Source organism: Mucilaginibacter sp. P5_A4, from assembly GCF_056400605.1.
In genome coordinates, this window is record NZ_JBFUKX010000003.1 from 195,479 (window position 1) to 211,225 (window position 15,747).

General features: G+C 40.4%; 17 protein-coding genes. 12 read left to right on the forward strand and 5 right to left on the reverse strand.

Annotated elements, in window-relative coordinates; genetic code table 11:
- Window positions 1-5 precede the first annotated feature (5 nt).
- The 9 genes from secY to rplQ all read left to right on the forward strand — a co-directional run bounded on the left by secY (window position 6) and on the right by rplQ (window position 6,152).
- Window positions 6-1,346 (forward strand): preprotein translocase subunit SecY, encoded by a 1,341-nt coding sequence (gene secY / locus AC1DQW_RS03840; RefSeq protein ID WP_477452915.1) that lies wholly within the window; start codon window positions 6-8, stop codon window positions 1,344-1,346.
- An 8-nt stretch (window positions 1,347-1,354) separates the two neighbouring features.
- Window positions 1,355-2,146 carry a type I methionyl aminopeptidase gene (map, locus tag AC1DQW_RS03845; RefSeq protein ID WP_477413640.1) on the forward strand — a complete coding sequence of 264 codons (792 nt, stop codon included), beginning with the start codon at window positions 1,355-1,357 and terminating at the stop codon, window positions 2,144-2,146.
- A gap of 63 nt (window positions 2,147-2,209) precedes the next feature.
- The gene (gene infA / locus AC1DQW_RS03850) at window positions 2,210-2,428 is read left to right on the forward strand and encodes a translation initiation factor IF-1 (RefSeq protein ID WP_090643449.1); all 219 of its coding nucleotides are present in this window, start codon (window positions 2,210-2,212) and stop codon (window positions 2,426-2,428) included.
- A gap of 7 nt (window positions 2,429-2,435) precedes the next feature.
- Entirely contained in the window at window positions 2,436-2,552 is a 117-nt protein-coding gene (gene rpmJ / locus AC1DQW_RS03855) for a 50S ribosomal protein L36 (RefSeq protein ID WP_074487407.1), read from the forward strand.
- 73 nt (window positions 2,553-2,625) lie between these two features.
- Window positions 2,626-3,003 carry a 30S ribosomal protein S13 gene (rpsM, locus tag AC1DQW_RS03860; protein WP_295717612.1) on the forward strand — a complete coding sequence of 126 codons (378 nt, stop codon included), beginning with the start codon at window positions 2,626-2,628 and terminating at the stop codon, window positions 3,001-3,003.
- Window positions 3,004-3,132: 129 nt separating this feature from the next.
- Complete coding sequence (gene rpsK, locus AC1DQW_RS03865; protein ID WP_259097382.1) at window positions 3,133-3,522, forward strand: 30S ribosomal protein S11; 390 nt, start codon at window positions 3,133-3,135, stop codon at window positions 3,520-3,522.
- Window positions 3,523-3,589: 67 nt separating this feature from the next.
- Complete coding sequence (rpsD, locus tag AC1DQW_RS03870; protein WP_477405535.1) at window positions 3,590-4,198, forward strand: 30S ribosomal protein S4; 609 nt, start codon at window positions 3,590-3,592, stop codon at window positions 4,196-4,198.
- Between the two features lie 186 nt (window positions 4,199-4,384).
- Window positions 4,385-5,377 (forward strand): DNA-directed RNA polymerase subunit alpha, encoded by a 993-nt coding sequence (locus tag AC1DQW_RS03875; protein ID WP_477405537.1) that lies wholly within the window; start codon window positions 4,385-4,387, stop codon window positions 5,375-5,377.
- A gap of 217 nt (window positions 5,378-5,594) precedes the next feature.
- A complete protein-coding gene (gene rplQ / locus AC1DQW_RS03880) occupies window positions 5,595-6,152 on the forward strand; it encodes a 50S ribosomal protein L17 (RefSeq protein ID WP_477405539.1) in 558 nt (185 codons plus the stop codon).
- Window positions 6,153-6,259: 107 nt separating this feature from the next.
- Here the strand turns inward: rplQ and AC1DQW_RS03885 are convergent, their stop codons facing one another.
- Window positions 6,260-6,781, reverse strand: a complete 522-nt coding sequence (locus tag AC1DQW_RS03885; protein WP_477452916.1) for a GNAT family N-acetyltransferase — start codon at window positions 6,779-6,781, stop codon at window positions 6,260-6,262.
- Between the two features lie 489 nt (window positions 6,782-7,270).
- Between AC1DQW_RS03885 and dnaK the strand changes: the two genes are divergently transcribed.
- Complete coding sequence (dnaK, locus tag AC1DQW_RS03890; protein WP_477452917.1) at window positions 7,271-9,184, forward strand: molecular chaperone DnaK; 1,914 nt, start codon at window positions 7,271-7,273, stop codon at window positions 9,182-9,184.
- A 304-nt stretch (window positions 9,185-9,488) separates the two neighbouring features.
- Here dnaK and tnpA read toward each other — a convergent pair whose 3' ends face one another.
- A complete protein-coding gene (gene tnpA / locus AC1DQW_RS03895; RefSeq protein ID WP_477452918.1) occupies window positions 9,489-9,950 on the reverse strand; it encodes an IS200/IS605 family transposase in 462 nt (153 codons plus the stop codon).
- A 184-nt stretch (window positions 9,951-10,134) separates the two neighbouring features.
- Between tnpA and AC1DQW_RS03900 the strand changes: the two genes are divergently transcribed.
- Together AC1DQW_RS03900 and AC1DQW_RS03905 are read left to right on the forward strand one after the other, a co-directional pair.
- The gene (locus AC1DQW_RS03900) at window positions 10,135-11,154 is read left to right on the forward strand and encodes a Gfo/Idh/MocA family oxidoreductase (RefSeq protein WP_477452919.1); all 1,020 of its coding nucleotides are present in this window, start codon (window positions 10,135-10,137) and stop codon (window positions 11,152-11,154) included.
- A 42-nt stretch (window positions 11,155-11,196) separates the two neighbouring features.
- Complete coding sequence (locus AC1DQW_RS03905; RefSeq protein ID WP_477452920.1) at window positions 11,197-11,685, forward strand: TlpA family protein disulfide reductase; 489 nt, start codon at window positions 11,197-11,199, stop codon at window positions 11,683-11,685.
- A gap of 147 nt (window positions 11,686-11,832) precedes the next feature.
- Here the strand turns inward: AC1DQW_RS03905 and AC1DQW_RS03910 are convergent, their stop codons facing one another.
- From AC1DQW_RS03910 to AC1DQW_RS03920, 3 genes are all read right to left on the reverse strand, one after another.
- The gene (locus AC1DQW_RS03910) at window positions 11,833-12,801 is read right to left on the reverse strand and encodes a transglutaminase family protein (protein ID WP_477452921.1); all 969 of its coding nucleotides are present in this window, start codon (window positions 12,799-12,801) and stop codon (window positions 11,833-11,835) included.
- Between the two features lie 140 nt (window positions 12,802-12,941).
- The gene (locus tag AC1DQW_RS03915; RefSeq protein ID WP_477452922.1) at window positions 12,942-13,877 is read right to left on the reverse strand and encodes an alpha-E domain-containing protein; all 936 of its coding nucleotides are present in this window, start codon (window positions 13,875-13,877) and stop codon (window positions 12,942-12,944) included.
- A gap of 120 nt (window positions 13,878-13,997) precedes the next feature.
- Window positions 13,998-15,446: a circularly permuted type 2 ATP-grasp protein gene (locus AC1DQW_RS03920; protein WP_477407928.1), complete on the reverse strand. Its 1,449-nt coding sequence runs from the start codon at window positions 15,444-15,446 to the stop codon at window positions 13,998-14,000.
- Window positions 15,447-15,747: the final 301 nt, after the last annotated feature.

Below are 15,747 nucleotides of genomic sequence, written 5' to 3' on the forward strand. Positions count from 1 at the left end.
TTAGGATGAAGAAATTTTTCACCACATTATCCAATATCTGGAAAATCGAAGATTTAAGAGTGCGTATTATAAACACACTCTTATTTCTTGTAATATATCGTGTAGGTTCCTTTGTGGTACTACCGGGGGTTAATCCTGCGTCAGTAGCTAACCAGAAAGCAGAAGGATTAGTAGGATTGCTGAATATGTTTTCAGGAGGTTCGTTTTCACATGCCTCTATTTTTGCATTGGGCGTAATGCCTTATATTTCAGCTTCGATTGTGGTGCAATTATTGGGTATCGCGGTGCCTTACTTTACCAAATTGCAGAAAGAGGGCGAAAGCGGTCGTAACAAACTAAACCAATGGACACGTTACCTAACAATAGGTATCACGTTTTTACAGGCTATAGGTTACCTTAAATCACAGATTTCTGCTGATGCTATGCTGATAAGCAACCCAATGTTTACCCTACTTAACACGTTTGTTTTAACCGCGGGCACCTTATTTGTAATGTGGCTGGGCGAAAAAATTACGGATAAAGGTATTGGTAACGGAATATCAATGATTATCATGGTTGGTATTATTGCCCAGTTACCAGGCGCGTTTTTAACAGAGTTTACCTCACGTACCACCGGTACAGGCGGTTTAATAACTTTCATTGTTGAAATTGTTGCCCTTATTGGTGTGGTAATGTTCACTATCATGATCGTTCAGGGTACCCGAAAAATTGCGGTTCAGTATGCTAAGCGTATAGTAGGTAATAAACAATATGGTGGTGTACGCCAGTATATACCTTTAAAGGTTAATGCTGCCGGTGTAATGCCAATCATATTTGCGCAGGCATTAATGTTTATACCGCAAACTGTACAACAGTTTATGCCAAGCATATCATCAAACGGTATTTTAATTGCGTTATCAAACTATAATTCATGGCAGCACAATTTGCTGTTTGGCGTGTTGATCATTCTGTTCACCTACTTCTATACAGCTATTACGGTTAATCCTAACCAGATGGCTGATGATATGAAGAAGAATGGCGGATTTATTCCCGGCGTTAAACCAGGTAAAACAACTGCAGATTATATAGATGGCGTAATTTCAAAAATTACCTTACCCGGATCTATTTTCCTTGCTATTATAGCAATCATCCCGGCAATTGCCAGTTTGGTTGGTGTGTCTCCAATTTTCGCGAGATTCTTTGGTGGTACATCATTAATCATCCTGGTAGGTGTTGTGCTTGATACATTGCAACAAATAGAAAGCCACCTGTTGATGCGCCATTATGATGGTTTAATGAAAACCGGACGAATTAAAGGACGTACAGCAATGCCTGCTGCTGCCGGAACAACTCCGACAGCGATCTAATATACAAGATGTCAAAAATCAATTATAAGTCTGTCGAGGAGATAGAACTCATAAGGGAAAGTTCGTTACTCGTATCTAAAACCCTTGGCGAAATAGCGAAAGTTATTGGCCCCGGGATAAGAACGATCGAATTGGACAAACTGGCTGAAACTTTTATACGCGATAACGGCGGCGTGCCTGCTTTTTTAAACTATCATGGTTTTCCTTATTCACTATGCATCTCCTTGAACGATCAGGTAGTGCATGGTTTTCCAGGCAAGCATGTTTTAACCGATGGCGATCTTGTTTCTGTTGACTGCGGCGTTATCTTAAACAAATACTTTGGCGACTCGGCTTATACTTTTGCCATTGGCGAGGTATCAGAGCACACTAAGAAGCTTATGCGTGTTACGCAGGAGTGTTTAGACCTTGGTGTGGCAAAGGCCGTTGTAGGTATGCGGATAGGCGATATAGGCCATGCCGTACAGGAACATGCCGAAAAGAATGGCTTTGGGGTAGTTAAAGAGCTTGTAGGGCATGGGGTGGGGCTTCAGTTACATGAAAAACCCGAAGTGCCAAACTATGGTAAACGAGGCGCTGGTACTAAGCTTGAAGAAGGTATGGTAATAGCTATTGAACCGATGATAAACGCGGGCCGTGCCGGTGTTAAGTTTTGGGATGATGGCTGGACAGTATCAACAGTAGATAAAAAGGTATCGGCACATTATGAGCATACAGTTGCCATAGGTAAAGGTAAACCAGACATTTTATCAACGTTTGAATATGTTGATAATGTTTTAAAAGAAAAAAATAATAATTAAATAATTTTTATTAATTTTGCATCCCGGTTTTAGGGCGGATAATTAAGTAATAATCAACAAAATATGGCTAAACAATCTTCGATTGAGCAAGACGGTACAATTAGAGAGGCATTGTCAAATGCAATGTTCAGGGTTGAGCTGGAAAATGGTCATGAGATTATTGCACATATTTCCGGCAAGATGCGTATGCACTACATAAAAATTTTACCTGGCGACAGAGTAAAATTAGAAATGAGTCCGTACGATTTAAGTAAGGGTAGAATAACCTATAGATATAAATAATAAAGAGATGAAAGTTAGAGCATCCATTAAGAAACGCAGCGCTGATTGCAAGATCATTCGCCGTAACGGGAAACTTTATGTTATTAACAAGAAGAATCCTAAGTACAAACAACGCCAGGGCTAAGAACAATTAAAGAATTTGTGGGTTATTGAGTTTTCAATAATTCGATAATTCGCTCAATCAATAAATAAAAAATATGGCAAGGATATCAGGTATTGATTTACCAAAAAATAAAAGAGGAGAAATCGGACTTACTTACATTTTCGGTATAGGCCGCTCAACAGCTCAAAAGATTTTGACTGAGGCTGGTATTGATTTTAATACCAAAGTGCAAGACTGGAGCGATGATCAGTTAGCCGCAATCCGTGGGATCATTAACGATCAGATCAAAGTGGAAGGTTCACTTCGTTCAGAAGTTCAGTTAAACATTAAACGTTTAATGGATATAGGTTGCTACCGTGGTACACGCCACCGTAAAGGTTTACCGTTACGTGGTCAGCGTACCAAGAACAACTCACGTACCCGTAAAGGAAAACGTAAAACAGTTGCTAACAAAAAGAAAGCTACTAAGTAGTAAATAGTGATTGGTGAGCGGTGAGTAGATATATACTTTAAGCTTATCAGGAATATAAGTTATAAAGAATGGTTACGGGTCCTGGTTATTGTATTAACCAAGTAATTCGTAAACTCAATAATCAGAAAAATGGCTAAAAGTAAAAAAGTTACCAAAAAGCGCATTGTAATTGTAGAGCCTGTTGGCGAAGCACACATCAATGCAACTTTTAACAACATTATTATCACCCTTACCAACAAAACCGGCCAGGCTATTTCATGGTCGTCAGCTGGTAAAATGGGATTTAAAGGTTCAAAAAAGAATACTCCGTACGCTGCTGGACAAGCTGCCGGCGATTGCGGTAAAGTTGCGTACGACTTAGGTTTACGTAAGGTAGAAGTATTTGTAAAGGGCCCTGGTGCAGGTCGTGAATCGGCTATCCGTACTTTGCAAACAGCAGGTATTGAAGTTACCACGATAAAAGACATCACACCGCTTCCACACAATGGTTGCCGTCCGTCTAAAAGAAGAAGAGTTTAATTAACAAATTTTTTAAAGCTAAGATTCTGCAGCTAAAGGTTGCATGATACTTTAAGAACACACAAAAATGGCAAGATATACAGGACCAAAGTCCAAAATTGCACGTCGTTTCCGTGAGCCGATCTTCGGTCCGGATAAAGCGTTAGAACGTAAAAACTATCCACCCGGAATGCATGGAGCTTCCAAGCGTCGTGGAAAGCAGTCAGAATATTCAACTCAGTTGATGGAGAAACAAAAAGTTAAATACACTTACGGTGTATTAGAACGTCAGTTCGAAAACTTGTTTCACCGCGCTTCGGCTAAAGAAGGTATCACAGGCGAAAACCTGCTGAAATTTTTAGAGGCCCGTTTAGATAACGCTGTTTATCGTTTAGGTATATCGCCTACACGTTCAGGAGCCCGTCAATTGGTTAATCACAAACACATTAATGTTAACGGTGCTGTTGTAAACATTGCATCGTATGCGTTAAAGGCTGGTGATGTGATCTCTGTACGTGAAAAATCTAAATCACTTGAAGCTATTACTACATCAGTAGCCGGAAGAAGAATCAACAAATACAGCTGGTTAGAGTGGGATGCAAATTCCTTAACGGGTAAATTCCTTAACTACCCTAACCGCGATGAGATCCCTGAAAACATTAAAGAGAACTTAATCGTTGAGTTGTACTCTAAATAAGATATGAGATTTTAGATGTGAGATTTGAGAGTTTTTTTCAAGTCTCATTTCTGGTTTCATACATATACAAAAAAATAAGCAAAAGGGTTTAGATATGGGATTTCAGAAAACGTGGGTAAATGTCTCACATCTAAAAATCTCACGTCTAAAATCTATAATCAAGTAAACAATAAATAAAGGATATAAATGGCAATTTTAGCATTTCAAAAACCAGACAAGGTTATCATGCAGAAATCGAATGATTTTGATGGAACGTTTGAATTTCGTCCGTTAGAACCAGGCTTCGGTGTAACCATTGGTAATGCTCTACGTCGTATCTTACTTTCATCACTGGAAGGTTATGCAATAACTTCTGTTCGTTTTTCGGGAGTTACGCATGAGTTTTCAACCATCAAAGGTGTTGTTGAAGACGTAACCGAGATCATTTTGAACCTTAAGCAAGTTCGTTTCAAAAAAACAGGTGAATCTGGCGATAGCGAGAAAATATTTGTTATCATAAACGGCCAGGACGCATTTAAAGCTGGTGATATCACTAAGTTCTCAAACAACTTTACTGTGTTAAATCCTGATCTTGTACTTTGCAACATGGATTCATCAGTAACGCTTGAAATTGAGCTTACTGTAGGTAAAGGCCGTGGTTATGTTCCGAGCGAGGAAAACAAAAACCCGGATGCAAACGTTGGCGTTATTGCTATCGATTCTATTTTTACGCCAATCAAAAACGTAAAATATACCATCGAGAACTATCGCGTTGAGCAAAAAACCGACTACGAAAAATTAGTTTTGGATATTGCTACCGATGGATCTATCCACCCGGAAGATGCATTAAAAGAAGCTGCCAAGATACTTATTCAGCACTTTATGTTATTCAGCGATGAAAACATGATGCTTGAAGCACAGGCTAAAGAAGAAACCAAAGAAGTTGATGAAGAGATTCTGCACATGCGCAAGATTCTTAAAACAGAACTGGTTGATCTTGATCTTTCTGTACGTGCATTAAATTGCCTTAAAGCTGCTGATATCCGCAGCCTGGCCGATTTGGTATCATACGATGTTGCTGATATGTTAAAGTTCAGGAACTTTGGTAAAAAATCATTAACTGAAATTCAGGACCTGGTTAAATCAAAAGGTTTATCTTTTGGCATGAACCTGTCTAAATTTAAGTTAGACGAAGAATAAGATATGAGATGTTAGATTTGAGACATGAGATTTTTCTCGCCTCCGATCTAACATTTTTTATTTAATAATAAATAACCCGGGATCAGGGTAAAAGGGGAGGAGCTTAAGTCTCAAATCCAATATCTCACATCCCAAATCTAATATAAAATAGCGAAGGCATAATTCCGAAGGCTTGAGTTGATCGCCGGACGGTATGCACGTGAAATAATTTAAAACAATGAGACACGGAAACAAAAACAATCACTTAGGCCGTACTACCAGCCATCGCAAGGCGATGCTGTCAAACATGGCAACTTCGCTTATCTTACACAAGCGCATCACTACAACATTAGCTAAAGCAAAAGTTTTGCGCGGTTATGTTGAACCACTTTTAACAAAATCAAAAAACGATACTACTCACTCTCGTCGTACGGTGTTTAGCTATTTGCAAGACAAAGATGCTACTACTATCCTTTTCCGCGAGATTGCTGAGAAAATAGCTAACCGCCCAGGTGGTTATACCCGTATCATCAAATTAGAAAACCGTTTAGGCGATAACGCTGAAATGGCGATCATCGAATTGGTAGATTATAACACTGTTTACGGTGCTGATACAGCAGCCGCAGCTAAAAAATCAACCCGTCGTCGTGGTGGTTCTGCAAAAGCTAAAACAGCTGCACCGGTTGCTGCTGAAGAAGCGGTAGTTGTTGAAGATGAAGTTAAAGAAGCACCAGTTGCCGAAACTGAAGCTCCTGCAACTCCTGAAGCAGAAGAGAACGCTGAAAAAGGAATTTAATCTCCTTTTTTTGACATAAGAAAACGCCCTGTTCATTTGAGCAGGGCGTTTTTTTGTGATACGATTTTCTGGATTACATAGGATTGACGGGATTAGCTGTTAAGTAGCTATCTATTTAACCTGTATGTTAGCAATGTCTCCACATCTTCTACTTGTTCAAATCCGCATTTGTCCATCAACCTGCGCGATGGCAGATTATCTGCATAGGTATGCACAACGATAGCTTTTACAAATTGGTGCGTGAATGCCCAGGTAATCATCGTTTGTAAAGCTTCTGTCGCGAAGCCTTTGTTGTGATGGTTGCCATCAATCATATAGCCTATCTCTGCTTCGCCATTATCATTGGGGTAGCCTGCAAAGCCCATGCCGCCCACCGATGTGTTTGTGCTTTTAAGCACCAGCTCCCAATCGGTATACCATAGGTATTTTTCGGGGTATGCAACAGTGTTGGGTAGCCAGAAGTTGTCAAGTGCATCTATGATTTCGGCATAATAAAGGGGTTCTACAAGCATGAAAGACGGTGTTAGCCCGATAGAAATTTCCATGAGCGCGCGGTCTTGCCTCAGCAACAAAAGCTGCTGGTGTGTTAACGGCATCAATTTTAACCGTTCTGATTCGATAAAAAACATTTGATTTGTTTGGAATTAAATAACAATAGTGAACCTGCTCTCTTTTTTAAAGTGAAGGGCAAGCTTTGTGTACAAAGCTTTTGTTATGCAATTCCAGGCGTAGTGATATGCCTGTTTGATGTGTTGAGTAACAGAGGCGTTATTTTTGTTGAGGTAAAGATGAGGGAATAATTTGAAAATACCTAATGATGGAAATGTTTTGTGGCAGTATCCAATTTGAGGCTAATTGCTTTCTATCTATTCAAATTTACTTTTCATTAGATAAAATTCCGATTAGAGTTTTAGCCTCTATAAATAACCTTTTTACCTTTCGTATTTCTCCTTTTACCTCAAACAAACCTTAATTTCTGCCAACCTGTCACCACCTGCAATGACTTTTCTGACGTATAAATTGTCATCCTGACCATATGCCCTGCCAAATGCATATTGGCACAAACGTTGATAAATAGCAGTTGTAGTAAATTAATAAAATCAAGAAAAATCAATCATATGTCTAAAATAATTGGAATCGACTTAGGAACAACAAACTCCTGCGTAGCTGTAATGGAAGGTAACGAACCTGTAGTTATAGCAAACAGCGAGGGCAAACGTACTACGCCGTCCGTAGTAGCTTTTATAGATAACGGCGAGCGTAAAGTTGGCGATCCTGCAAAACGTCAGGCAATCACTAACCCTACAAAAACCATTTCGTCTATCAAACGCTTTATGGGTAACCAGTTTAACGAGGTTACAAGTGAAGCTGCACGTGTACCTTATAAAGTAGTAAAAGGCGATAACAACACACCGCGTGTTGAAATTGGCGACCGTAAATACACTCCGCAAGAGATCTCTGCAATGATTCTTCAGAAAATGAAGAAAACTGCCGAAGACTTTTTAGGACATGAAGTTACCGAAGCTGTTATCACTGTACCAGCTTACTTTAACGATGCGCAGCGCCAGGCTACTAAAGAAGCCGGTGAAATTGCTGGTTTAAAAGTACGTCGTATTATTAACGAACCTACTGCCGCTGCCTTAGCTTATGGCTTTGATAAAGCGCACAAGGATATGAAAATTGCCGTATTTGATTGCGGTGGTGGTACACATGACGTATCAATCCTTGAATTAGGTGATGGCGTTTTTGAAGTAAAATCAACTGATGGTGATACACACTTAGGTGGTGATGACTTTGACCAGGTAATTATTGACTGGCTGGCTGACGAATTTAAAAGCGACGAAGGTATTGATCTGCGTAAAGATCCAATGGCTTTGCAACGTTTAAAAGAGTCTGCCGAAAAAGCTAAAATTGAGTTGTCAAGTTCTGCACAAACAGAAATTAACTTGCCATACATCACTGCTGCCGATGGTATGCCAAAGCACCTTGTTAAAACTTTAACCCGTGCTAAATTTGAGCAACTGGCTGATGCCCTGATTAAACGTACTATTGAGCCTTGCAGAACCGCGCTGAAAAACGCGGGTTACAGCACCTCTGATATCGATGAAGTTATCCTGGTAGGTGGTTCTACCCGTATACCTGCTATACAGGAAGCTGTTCAAAAATTCTTTGGTAAAACGCCTTCAAAAGGTGTTAACCCTGATGAAGTTGTTGCAATTGGTGCCGCTATTCAAGGTGGTGTGTTAACAGGCGAAGTTAAGGATGTGTTGTTGTTGGATGTTACCCCGCTTTCATTAGGTATTGAAACTATGGGTGGTGTAATGACAAAACTAATTGAGTCAAACACAACTATCCCAACAAAAAAATCTGAAACATTCTCAACTGCCAGCGATAGCCAGCCATCTGTTGAGATCCACATATTACAGGGTGAGCGCCCAATGGCTGCGGGTAACCGTACTATAGGCCGTTTCCATTTGGATGGTATTCCACCAGCACCTCGCGGTGTGCCACAAATTGAAGTAACCTTTGATATTGATGCCAACGGTATATTGCATGTATCTGCAAAAGATAAAGCAACCGGTAAAGAGCAAAAGATCCGTATCGAAGCTTCTTCAGGCTTAACTGATGCCGAGATCAAGAAGATGAAAGACGAAGCAGAAGCTAACGCTGATGCCGACAAAAAAGCACGCGAAGAAGTTGAAAAACTGAATGGCGCTGATGCCCTGATCTTCTCTACAGAAAAACAATTGAAGGAGTATGGCGATAAAATATCTGCCGACAAGAAAGCTCCGATTGAAGCTGGTTTGACTAAGCTGAAAGAGGCTTATGCTGCTAAAGACTTTGATGCGATTGATGCTGCTCAAACTGAATTGAACGCTGCATGGGCTACTGCATCCGAGGAGATGTATAAAGCTGCAGGCGACGCTCAGCAAGGTGGTCAGCCGGAAGGTAACCCAGGTGCAAGTGCCCAGGATCATGGCGACACTGTAACTGATGTTGACTTTGAAGAAGTAAAAGACGAAAAAAACTAAGTTTTCGTTAATTAAATACATTGTAAAGCCCGGTTGGATTATTTCAGCCGGGCTTTTTTGTGCGCTGAATATTTGGCATATTATAGGAGGCACCTACGGAGCCAAAATCCAATTTTTATTTACTATAAACACGTGGCTACGCTGTAGCCCGAAAGCAATTGTATATTTTGTCTTTTTCTGAGTCCAGGGAAGTCAAACCGCTCATGCAGTTTTCAGGCTACAGCGTAGCCACGTGTTTATAGGTTTAATAAAGAATATAATTTGGCTCCGTAGGTACCCCCTATTATAAACGATGATTTGAAAACTATTCTATAAAATCAAACAAATACTTTTCCTCAAACGGAATATCAAACTTCTCTAATAACTTTAAATATTCCTGCTTAAACGTTCTTTTTTGATGATGGCTTTCCTGGTCGAGTACATACTTTATAACTGAGTTAATATGTGAATGTGAATAGGAAAATACGCCATAGCCTTCCTGCCAGCTGAATTTTCCTTTAACCCAATTTTTGTTGTTAATAAACTCATTGCTTTCTACTTTGATCTCCTTCACAAAATCAGAGATCAGGATGTTGGGTTTAAATCCTACAAAAATATGAATATGATCGGGCATGCAATTGATAGCAAGTATTTTCGCTTTTCTGCTTTGAACAAGAGAAGTAATATACTTATGCAATTCTTCTTTATTGTTTTTTGATACCAGGCTTTGTCTATCCTTTACGGCAAAAACAAACTGGAGATAAATTTGCGAGTAAGAGTTTGCCATCTACAACCTGATAAAACATTAACAACCAATTTATGCAAGATGGATTGTATTTCAAAGCTTCTTTTCCTTCAAATGCTTCTTTGTTTCAAAATAGGCGGATGTCCCTATCGATGAAATGATTTATTCTGATGTCTTTCAGAAATAATCTTATTTTTACTTCCAAACAAAAGGCAAACAAATATCAATGTCAACAAAACCAATAGTATCGGGCCTGATGGCCTACGGCATGTCGGGCAGAATTTTTCATGCACCGTTTTTAAGTACTAATCCCGGCTTTACTTTTAAGGCGGTTGTAGAACGCCATGAAAAAAAGGCGGCTAAAGTATATCCTGATGTAATTAGCTATAATACTGTGGATGAACTGCTAAATGATGCCGAAATTGAATTGATTGTTGTTAATACGCCAAATGATACCCACTTTGACTATGCCATGAGGGCACTTAATGCCGGTAAACATGTGCTGATAGAAAAACCGGCAGCAGTTACTTCGGCAGAGGTGAAGGCGCTGTTTGACCTTGGCAGGAAGCTCGGCCTAAAAGTGATGATCTACCACAACCGCAGGTATGATAGTGGGTTTATATCTGTAAAGAAAGTAATTGAAAGCGGCAGGCTTGGCGAATTGATAGAAGTGCATTTCAGGCTCGACAGGTACCGTATGCCTATAGGGGTAAAGCAGTTCAAAGAAACTAAAGAAACGCCGGGTAATGGCTTAACTTACGACCTTGGCGCTCACCTGGTTGATAATGCAATCAGCATATTTGGCAAGCCGTTAAGCTATATCAAAACTACAGCTACACACAGGCCGGGATCGCAGGTAGACGATTATTTTAATATTCACCTGAGCTATCCAAACCAGCTAAACGTATACTTAACGTCGGGTTTGCTCATTGCGGAACACCTGCCTGGTTTTGTAATACATGGCACCCTGGGTAGCTTTGTAAAACTGCGTACCGATGTGCAGGAAGCCCAACTGGATACAGGCATGATGCCAACCGACGACGGTTTTGGCATAGAACCTGCAGGTAGCGAAGGTAAATTGGTGTTAATGGGGGCCGATAACGAGAAAACGGTGGAGTGGGTACCGTCAGATAAAGGTAATTATAACGGTTTATTTGATGCTGTGTATCATACAGTGAGAGAAAACGCGTTATTTCCCATAACTGAGGAGCATATTGCCTGGCAGATAGAATTGCTGGAAAGCTAAAAATATTGTAACTACGCTTTAATGAAATATTACATTAATACAATGAAAAGAATATACTTGCTGCTATGCCTTATAGTTGCAGCCGGCTGCAGCCAGGCGCAAACCATGCCTGCAAATAGCAAAATTGCCCCATACCATATATTAACTACCGACAGTGTTTATGTTACACCTGCCGACTTGAAAAAGAACAAACCAGTAATGGTGATTTATTTTGCGCCGGATTGTAGTCATTGCCAACGCCTGATGTACGATTTGAAACCGCAGCTGGATAAGCTTAAAGGCGTGCAGATAGTAATGATCACTTTTGTAAATCAGCTAAAGGCGATACAAGTATTTCAGCGTGATTTTGATTTAGCCAAATACCATAATATCATCATTGGTACCGAAGGATACACTTACGTAGTGCAGCGTTATTACCATGTGCAAAATACGCCATATATTGCCATATACGACAAAAACGGGAAGCTTTTCCAAGCCTATGATAAAGTGCCAAAGATTCCCGTACTAATGGACGCGATTAAGAAAGTGTAATTAATTTGAAAATTTGAAGATGTGTTAATTTGAAAATTGTTTTAGTATTTCAATTTTCGAATTCACTTTCAAATCTTCAAATTGCAGTAGTACTTCAATTTTCGAATTCATTTTCAAATCTTCAAATTACCACATTTTTCAAATTAATTATTGCTGCTGCTGTTGTTGCTGTTGAATTATTTCCATGTATCGCTGGTAGCTGTTTTTGGGTGTATCGGTTGCAGGGTGCAATGGTGCACCAGAATGGGGTTTATCTTCAATAGTAAAATCGTTCTCATCATCAACAGTAACCGCTACTTCCAGTTTATGACCCGATGAACCTTTGTATACACCTTTAACAGGCGAACAATCTGAAAAATTTCTGCCTACTGCAAGGCGAACGTGGGTTTCATTAGCAATACAGTTATTGGTAGGATCGATACCCAGCCAGCCGTAATCCGGGATATAGGCTTCGGCCCAGGCGTGGGTGGCGCCTTCGCCGCGCATAGCGCTGCTATGGGTGCATATATATCCACTCACGTAACGCGCCGGGATCTTTAATAAGCGCAGCATCACCATTAAAATATGCGCAAAATCCTGGCAAACGCCAGCTTTTAAGTTCCATACTTCATCAAGTGTAGTTTCAACTGTGGTAACACCTTTTATGTAATTGAAGTTCTGGTAAACATAACTGCAAAAGCGCAGGGCTATCTGGTAGGGTGTATCATCTTTTTGTCTTTCCTTGTTAACAACCACCTGCAGTTCGGGTAAACCCTCAAAATATTCCTGCTTTAAAAAATCAATGTAAGGCACCATGTACTGGATATGTTTCAGGTACTCCCATTGTTGCTCGGGGAAGATATCATTAACGGGTGACGGTCTTTGCTTAGTGGTAACACTTAGTTTTGAGTTGATAAGCATTACCGCGTGCGGTTCGCTATAGGTAAAACTGCCAACCTCATTGCCGTAATAATCAATATGCGTATCCACAACAGGGTTGCCTGTTATGTTTATTTCCTGGGTTATTACATCCTGGTACTCATCTTTGATAGGGTACAATATGATCTGGTTGGCGCTATCCCGTACCATCCCCTCATAGGTATATTTGGTTATATGTTGTATTTTAAATTCAGGCATATCTTTAATTAGTTAATTTGTTCAATTAGTTAATTTGAGAATTTCAAGATTTGAAAAATGAATCTGATTATCCATTTATTAATCTTCAAATTGTTTATTTAATCATTTTCAAATTTTCAAATCAGCGAATTTTCAAATTATCAGGAGTTTGCGAAGTAATATTCATTAAGTGAATTACCTATACCATGAAGCTCATTCCTGATCTGGGTTAAAAACAAATGCAACCCTTCGGCTCGGATGCTTTTTACCGAACTGTATTTGATCCGGCTTTGTAAACGCCCGATCTGAAATGACATTTCGCGGAAAGTATCAACATTGCTATCATTCTTCAACCTGTCAAAATAACGTTGAATATTATTTACCGAATAGATAACCGAACGCGGAAAATCGTTATTCAGAACAACCTGCTCCAATATGTTTTCGGCTTCAAAACCTTCCCGGTAGGTTTTCAGGTACAACTCATATCCGCCTAAAGAAAGCAGCAGATGTTTCCAATAGGTGGTATCGGTTAACAGGTCGGGGTTATCACTTACCGAGCTGAATTTGGTATCCAAAATATCCACCGATTGTATGGCACGCTCCAAATACTTACCAATATTCATAAAACTGCGGCCTTCGCCGCGCTCCATCGTAATCTCTACTGTGCCGTAATAAAGCATTACCTGTTTTATCAGTATATCAAGTACACCAATAGGGTCCTCACGCTGTAAGGAGCGCTCCAGGCGCGAATCTTTCACCGTATGGTAATACTCGTTAAGGCATTGCCAAAGATCCTTAGTGATGTGTTCCTGTACGCCACGGGCATTCTCCCGGGCCAGTGTAATGATGCTGAGTATAGAATTAGGATTATTTTTGCCCGTAACCATATACTTCAACACCGCCCGGCTGTCATTATCCAGCTGATCGGCTCCATCTTCATTCAAACCGGCAAATATCCTTACTACCGGCTCCCAGGTAAATTCCTGTACCGTATCCTGCGATGAGGCATAATTAATTTTGAGCATCCGCAACATACCATCGCTGCGCTCAATGTAACGGCTTAACCAATAAAAACTTGCTGCAACCCTGCTTAACATATTAGCCCCCTAACCCCCTAAAGGGGGGATTTTTCGATTTGTTTAATTTATAAAGTCTATTTTTCAAGTTTGCCTTTAGTCGCTTGCACACTTCCTCCCCCTTTAGGGGGCCGGGGGGCACTAAGCCAGCACCCATGTATCCTTACTGCCACCGCCCTGCGAGCTGTTCACTACCAGTGAGCCTTCCTTTAATGCCACACGGGTTAATCCGCCTGGTACAATTTCAATACCATCCGGACCGTATAGTGCATATGGCCTCAGATCAATACGGCGTGGCGTTAGTGAGCCCTGCATATAGCAGGGTGCCGACGAAAGGCTTATGGTTGGCTGCGCAATAAAGTTACGGGGATCTTTCAGGATCTCTTTTTTATAATCGTCAATCTCCTGCTCAGTGGCCGCATGGCCCATCAGCATGCCGTAGCCGCCGCTGCCATTGGTTTTTTTAACCACCATTTTATTAAGGTTCTTAAACACAAGCTCACGCTCATCGGGATTCCCTAATTGATGGGTAGGTACGTTTTTTAGTATCGGCTCTTCGTTCAGATAGTAACGAATCATATCGGGCACATAAACATAAACCGCCTTGTCGTCGGCTACGCCGGTTCCTATAGCGTTTACAATGGCAACGTTTCCTTTACGGTAAGCACCCATAATGCCGGCCACTCCCAGCATACTGGCCGGATTAAACACCAGCGGATCTAAATATTCATCATCAACCCTGCGGTATATTACATCAACCTGTTGTAAGCCCGTGGTTGTTTTCATATAAACCTTATGGTTGTTAACTACCAGGTCGCGCCCTTCAACCAGCTCAACACCCATTAAACGGGCCAGCGTGGTATGCTCAAAATAAGCAGAGTTATAAATCCCCGGACTTAACAGTACAATAGTTGGGTTCGAGATTTGTCTTGGTGAAATGGCCAGCAGGTTTTTATACAATATAGTAGGATACTCTGTAACGCTGCGTACCCCGCATTGCGGCAGCAGATCGGGAAATAGGCGCTTCGTAATCTCCCTGTTCTCCAGCATATAACTTACGCCCGATGGGGTACGCAGGTTATCTTCCAGTACATAAAAAGTACCGTCCTCATCGCGGATCAGGTCGATACCCGAAATATGCACATAGATATCATACGGCACCTTTAGCTGGTACATCTCCCGTAAAAAATGCGGACAGGAGTAAATAATATCTATCGGTACAATACCATCCTTCACAATAAACTGGTTATTGTAAATATCCTTCAGGAAGTGGTTAAGCGCGGTAAGGCGCTGTTTAATACCACGCTCTACAAAAGCCCATTCACTGGCGGTAATAATGCGGGGAATGATATCAAACGGAAAAATTTTTTCGATGCCCTCGCCACTGTTGTACACGGTGAACGTAATACCCTGGCTCATGAACAGGCGCTTGGCCAGCTCTTCTTTTTTGTTCAGGTCGTCGGCCGATTCATTTGAAATATATTCAATTACCTTGCGATAATGCTCACGAACATTGCTATCCGAGCCGTACATTTCGTCCCAAACACCCCCAATAGGGTTATATTTATTAAAATAAGCTGATTCCTGCATAGAAAATTGTGAAAGTTTGAAAGTTACTAATCAGTTATTTTTTAAAAATGTAATTTATGAAGTGTTTTTGATAAAAAAGCAAATTATTTTTAATTTTTTGCGATTATTTTAATTGATTTTTCATTTTTGGCTAAGTTTGAGTAATGATATGGTAATTTATACGGGTAAAACTCGTTTTAAAAGTCTAATTATCTTCGCTTAAAATCATTCATCAATCATATACCTGTTGCAATTATTCATGTTAGTTACGTCAAATAATTAAAAAATGTGGCTTATTATGTAAGGCGGTGTTGCTGTTGCC

Bases quoted from the DNA above. Each gene is read 5' to 3' on its own strand.
- AC1DQW_RS03920 (WP_477407928.1), bottom strand. From the start codon at position 15,446: ATGCAGGAATCAGCTTATTTTAATAAATATAACCCTATTGGGGGTGTT.
- rplQ (WP_477405539.1), top strand. From the start codon at position 5,595: ATGAGACACGGAAACAAAAACAATCACTTAGGCCGTACTACCAGCCAT.
- infA (WP_090643449.1), top strand. From the start codon at position 2,210: ATGGCTAAACAATCTTCGATTGAGCAAGACGGTACAATTAGAGAGGCA.
- AC1DQW_RS03875 (WP_477405537.1), top strand. From the start codon at position 4,385: ATGGCAATTTTAGCATTTCAAAAACCAGACAAGGTTATCATGCAGAAA.
- map (WP_477413640.1), top strand. From the start codon at position 1,355: ATGTCAAAAATCAATTATAAGTCTGTCGAGGAGATAGAACTCATAAGG.
- AC1DQW_RS03905 (WP_477452920.1), top strand. From the start codon at position 11,197: ATGAAAAGAATATACTTGCTGCTATGCCTTATAGTTGCAGCCGGCTGC.
- secY (WP_477452915.1), top strand. From the start codon at position 6: ATGAAGAAATTTTTCACCACATTATCCAATATCTGGAAAATCGAAGAT.
- AC1DQW_RS03915 (WP_477452922.1), bottom strand. From the start codon at position 13,877: ATGTTAAGCAGGGTTGCAGCAAGTTTTTATTGGTTAAGCCGTTACATT.
- rpsK (WP_259097382.1), top strand. From the start codon at position 3,133: ATGGCTAAAAGTAAAAAAGTTACCAAAAAGCGCATTGTAATTGTAGAG.
- rpmJ (WP_074487407.1), top strand. From the start codon at position 2,436: ATGAAAGTTAGAGCATCCATTAAGAAACGCAGCGCTGATTGCAAGATC.
- dnaK (WP_477452917.1), top strand. From the start codon at position 7,271: ATGTCTAAAATAATTGGAATCGACTTAGGAACAACAAACTCCTGCGTA.
- AC1DQW_RS03900 (WP_477452919.1), top strand. From the start codon at position 10,135: ATGTCAACAAAACCAATAGTATCGGGCCTGATGGCCTACGGCATGTCG.
- tnpA (WP_477452918.1), bottom strand. From the start codon at position 9,950: ATGGCAAACTCTTACTCGCAAATTTATCTCCAGTTTGTTTTTGCCGTA.
- AC1DQW_RS03910 (WP_477452921.1), bottom strand. From the start codon at position 12,801: ATGCCTGAATTTAAAATACAACATATAACCAAATATACCTATGAGGGG.
- rpsD (WP_477405535.1), top strand. From the start codon at position 3,590: ATGGCAAGATATACAGGACCAAAGTCCAAAATTGCACGTCGTTTCCGT.
- AC1DQW_RS03885 (WP_477452916.1), bottom strand. From the start codon at position 6,781: ATGTTTTTTATCGAATCAGAACGGTTAAAATTGATGCCGTTAACACAC.
- rpsM (WP_295717612.1), top strand. From the start codon at position 2,626: ATGGCAAGGATATCAGGTATTGATTTACCAAAAAATAAAAGAGGAGAA.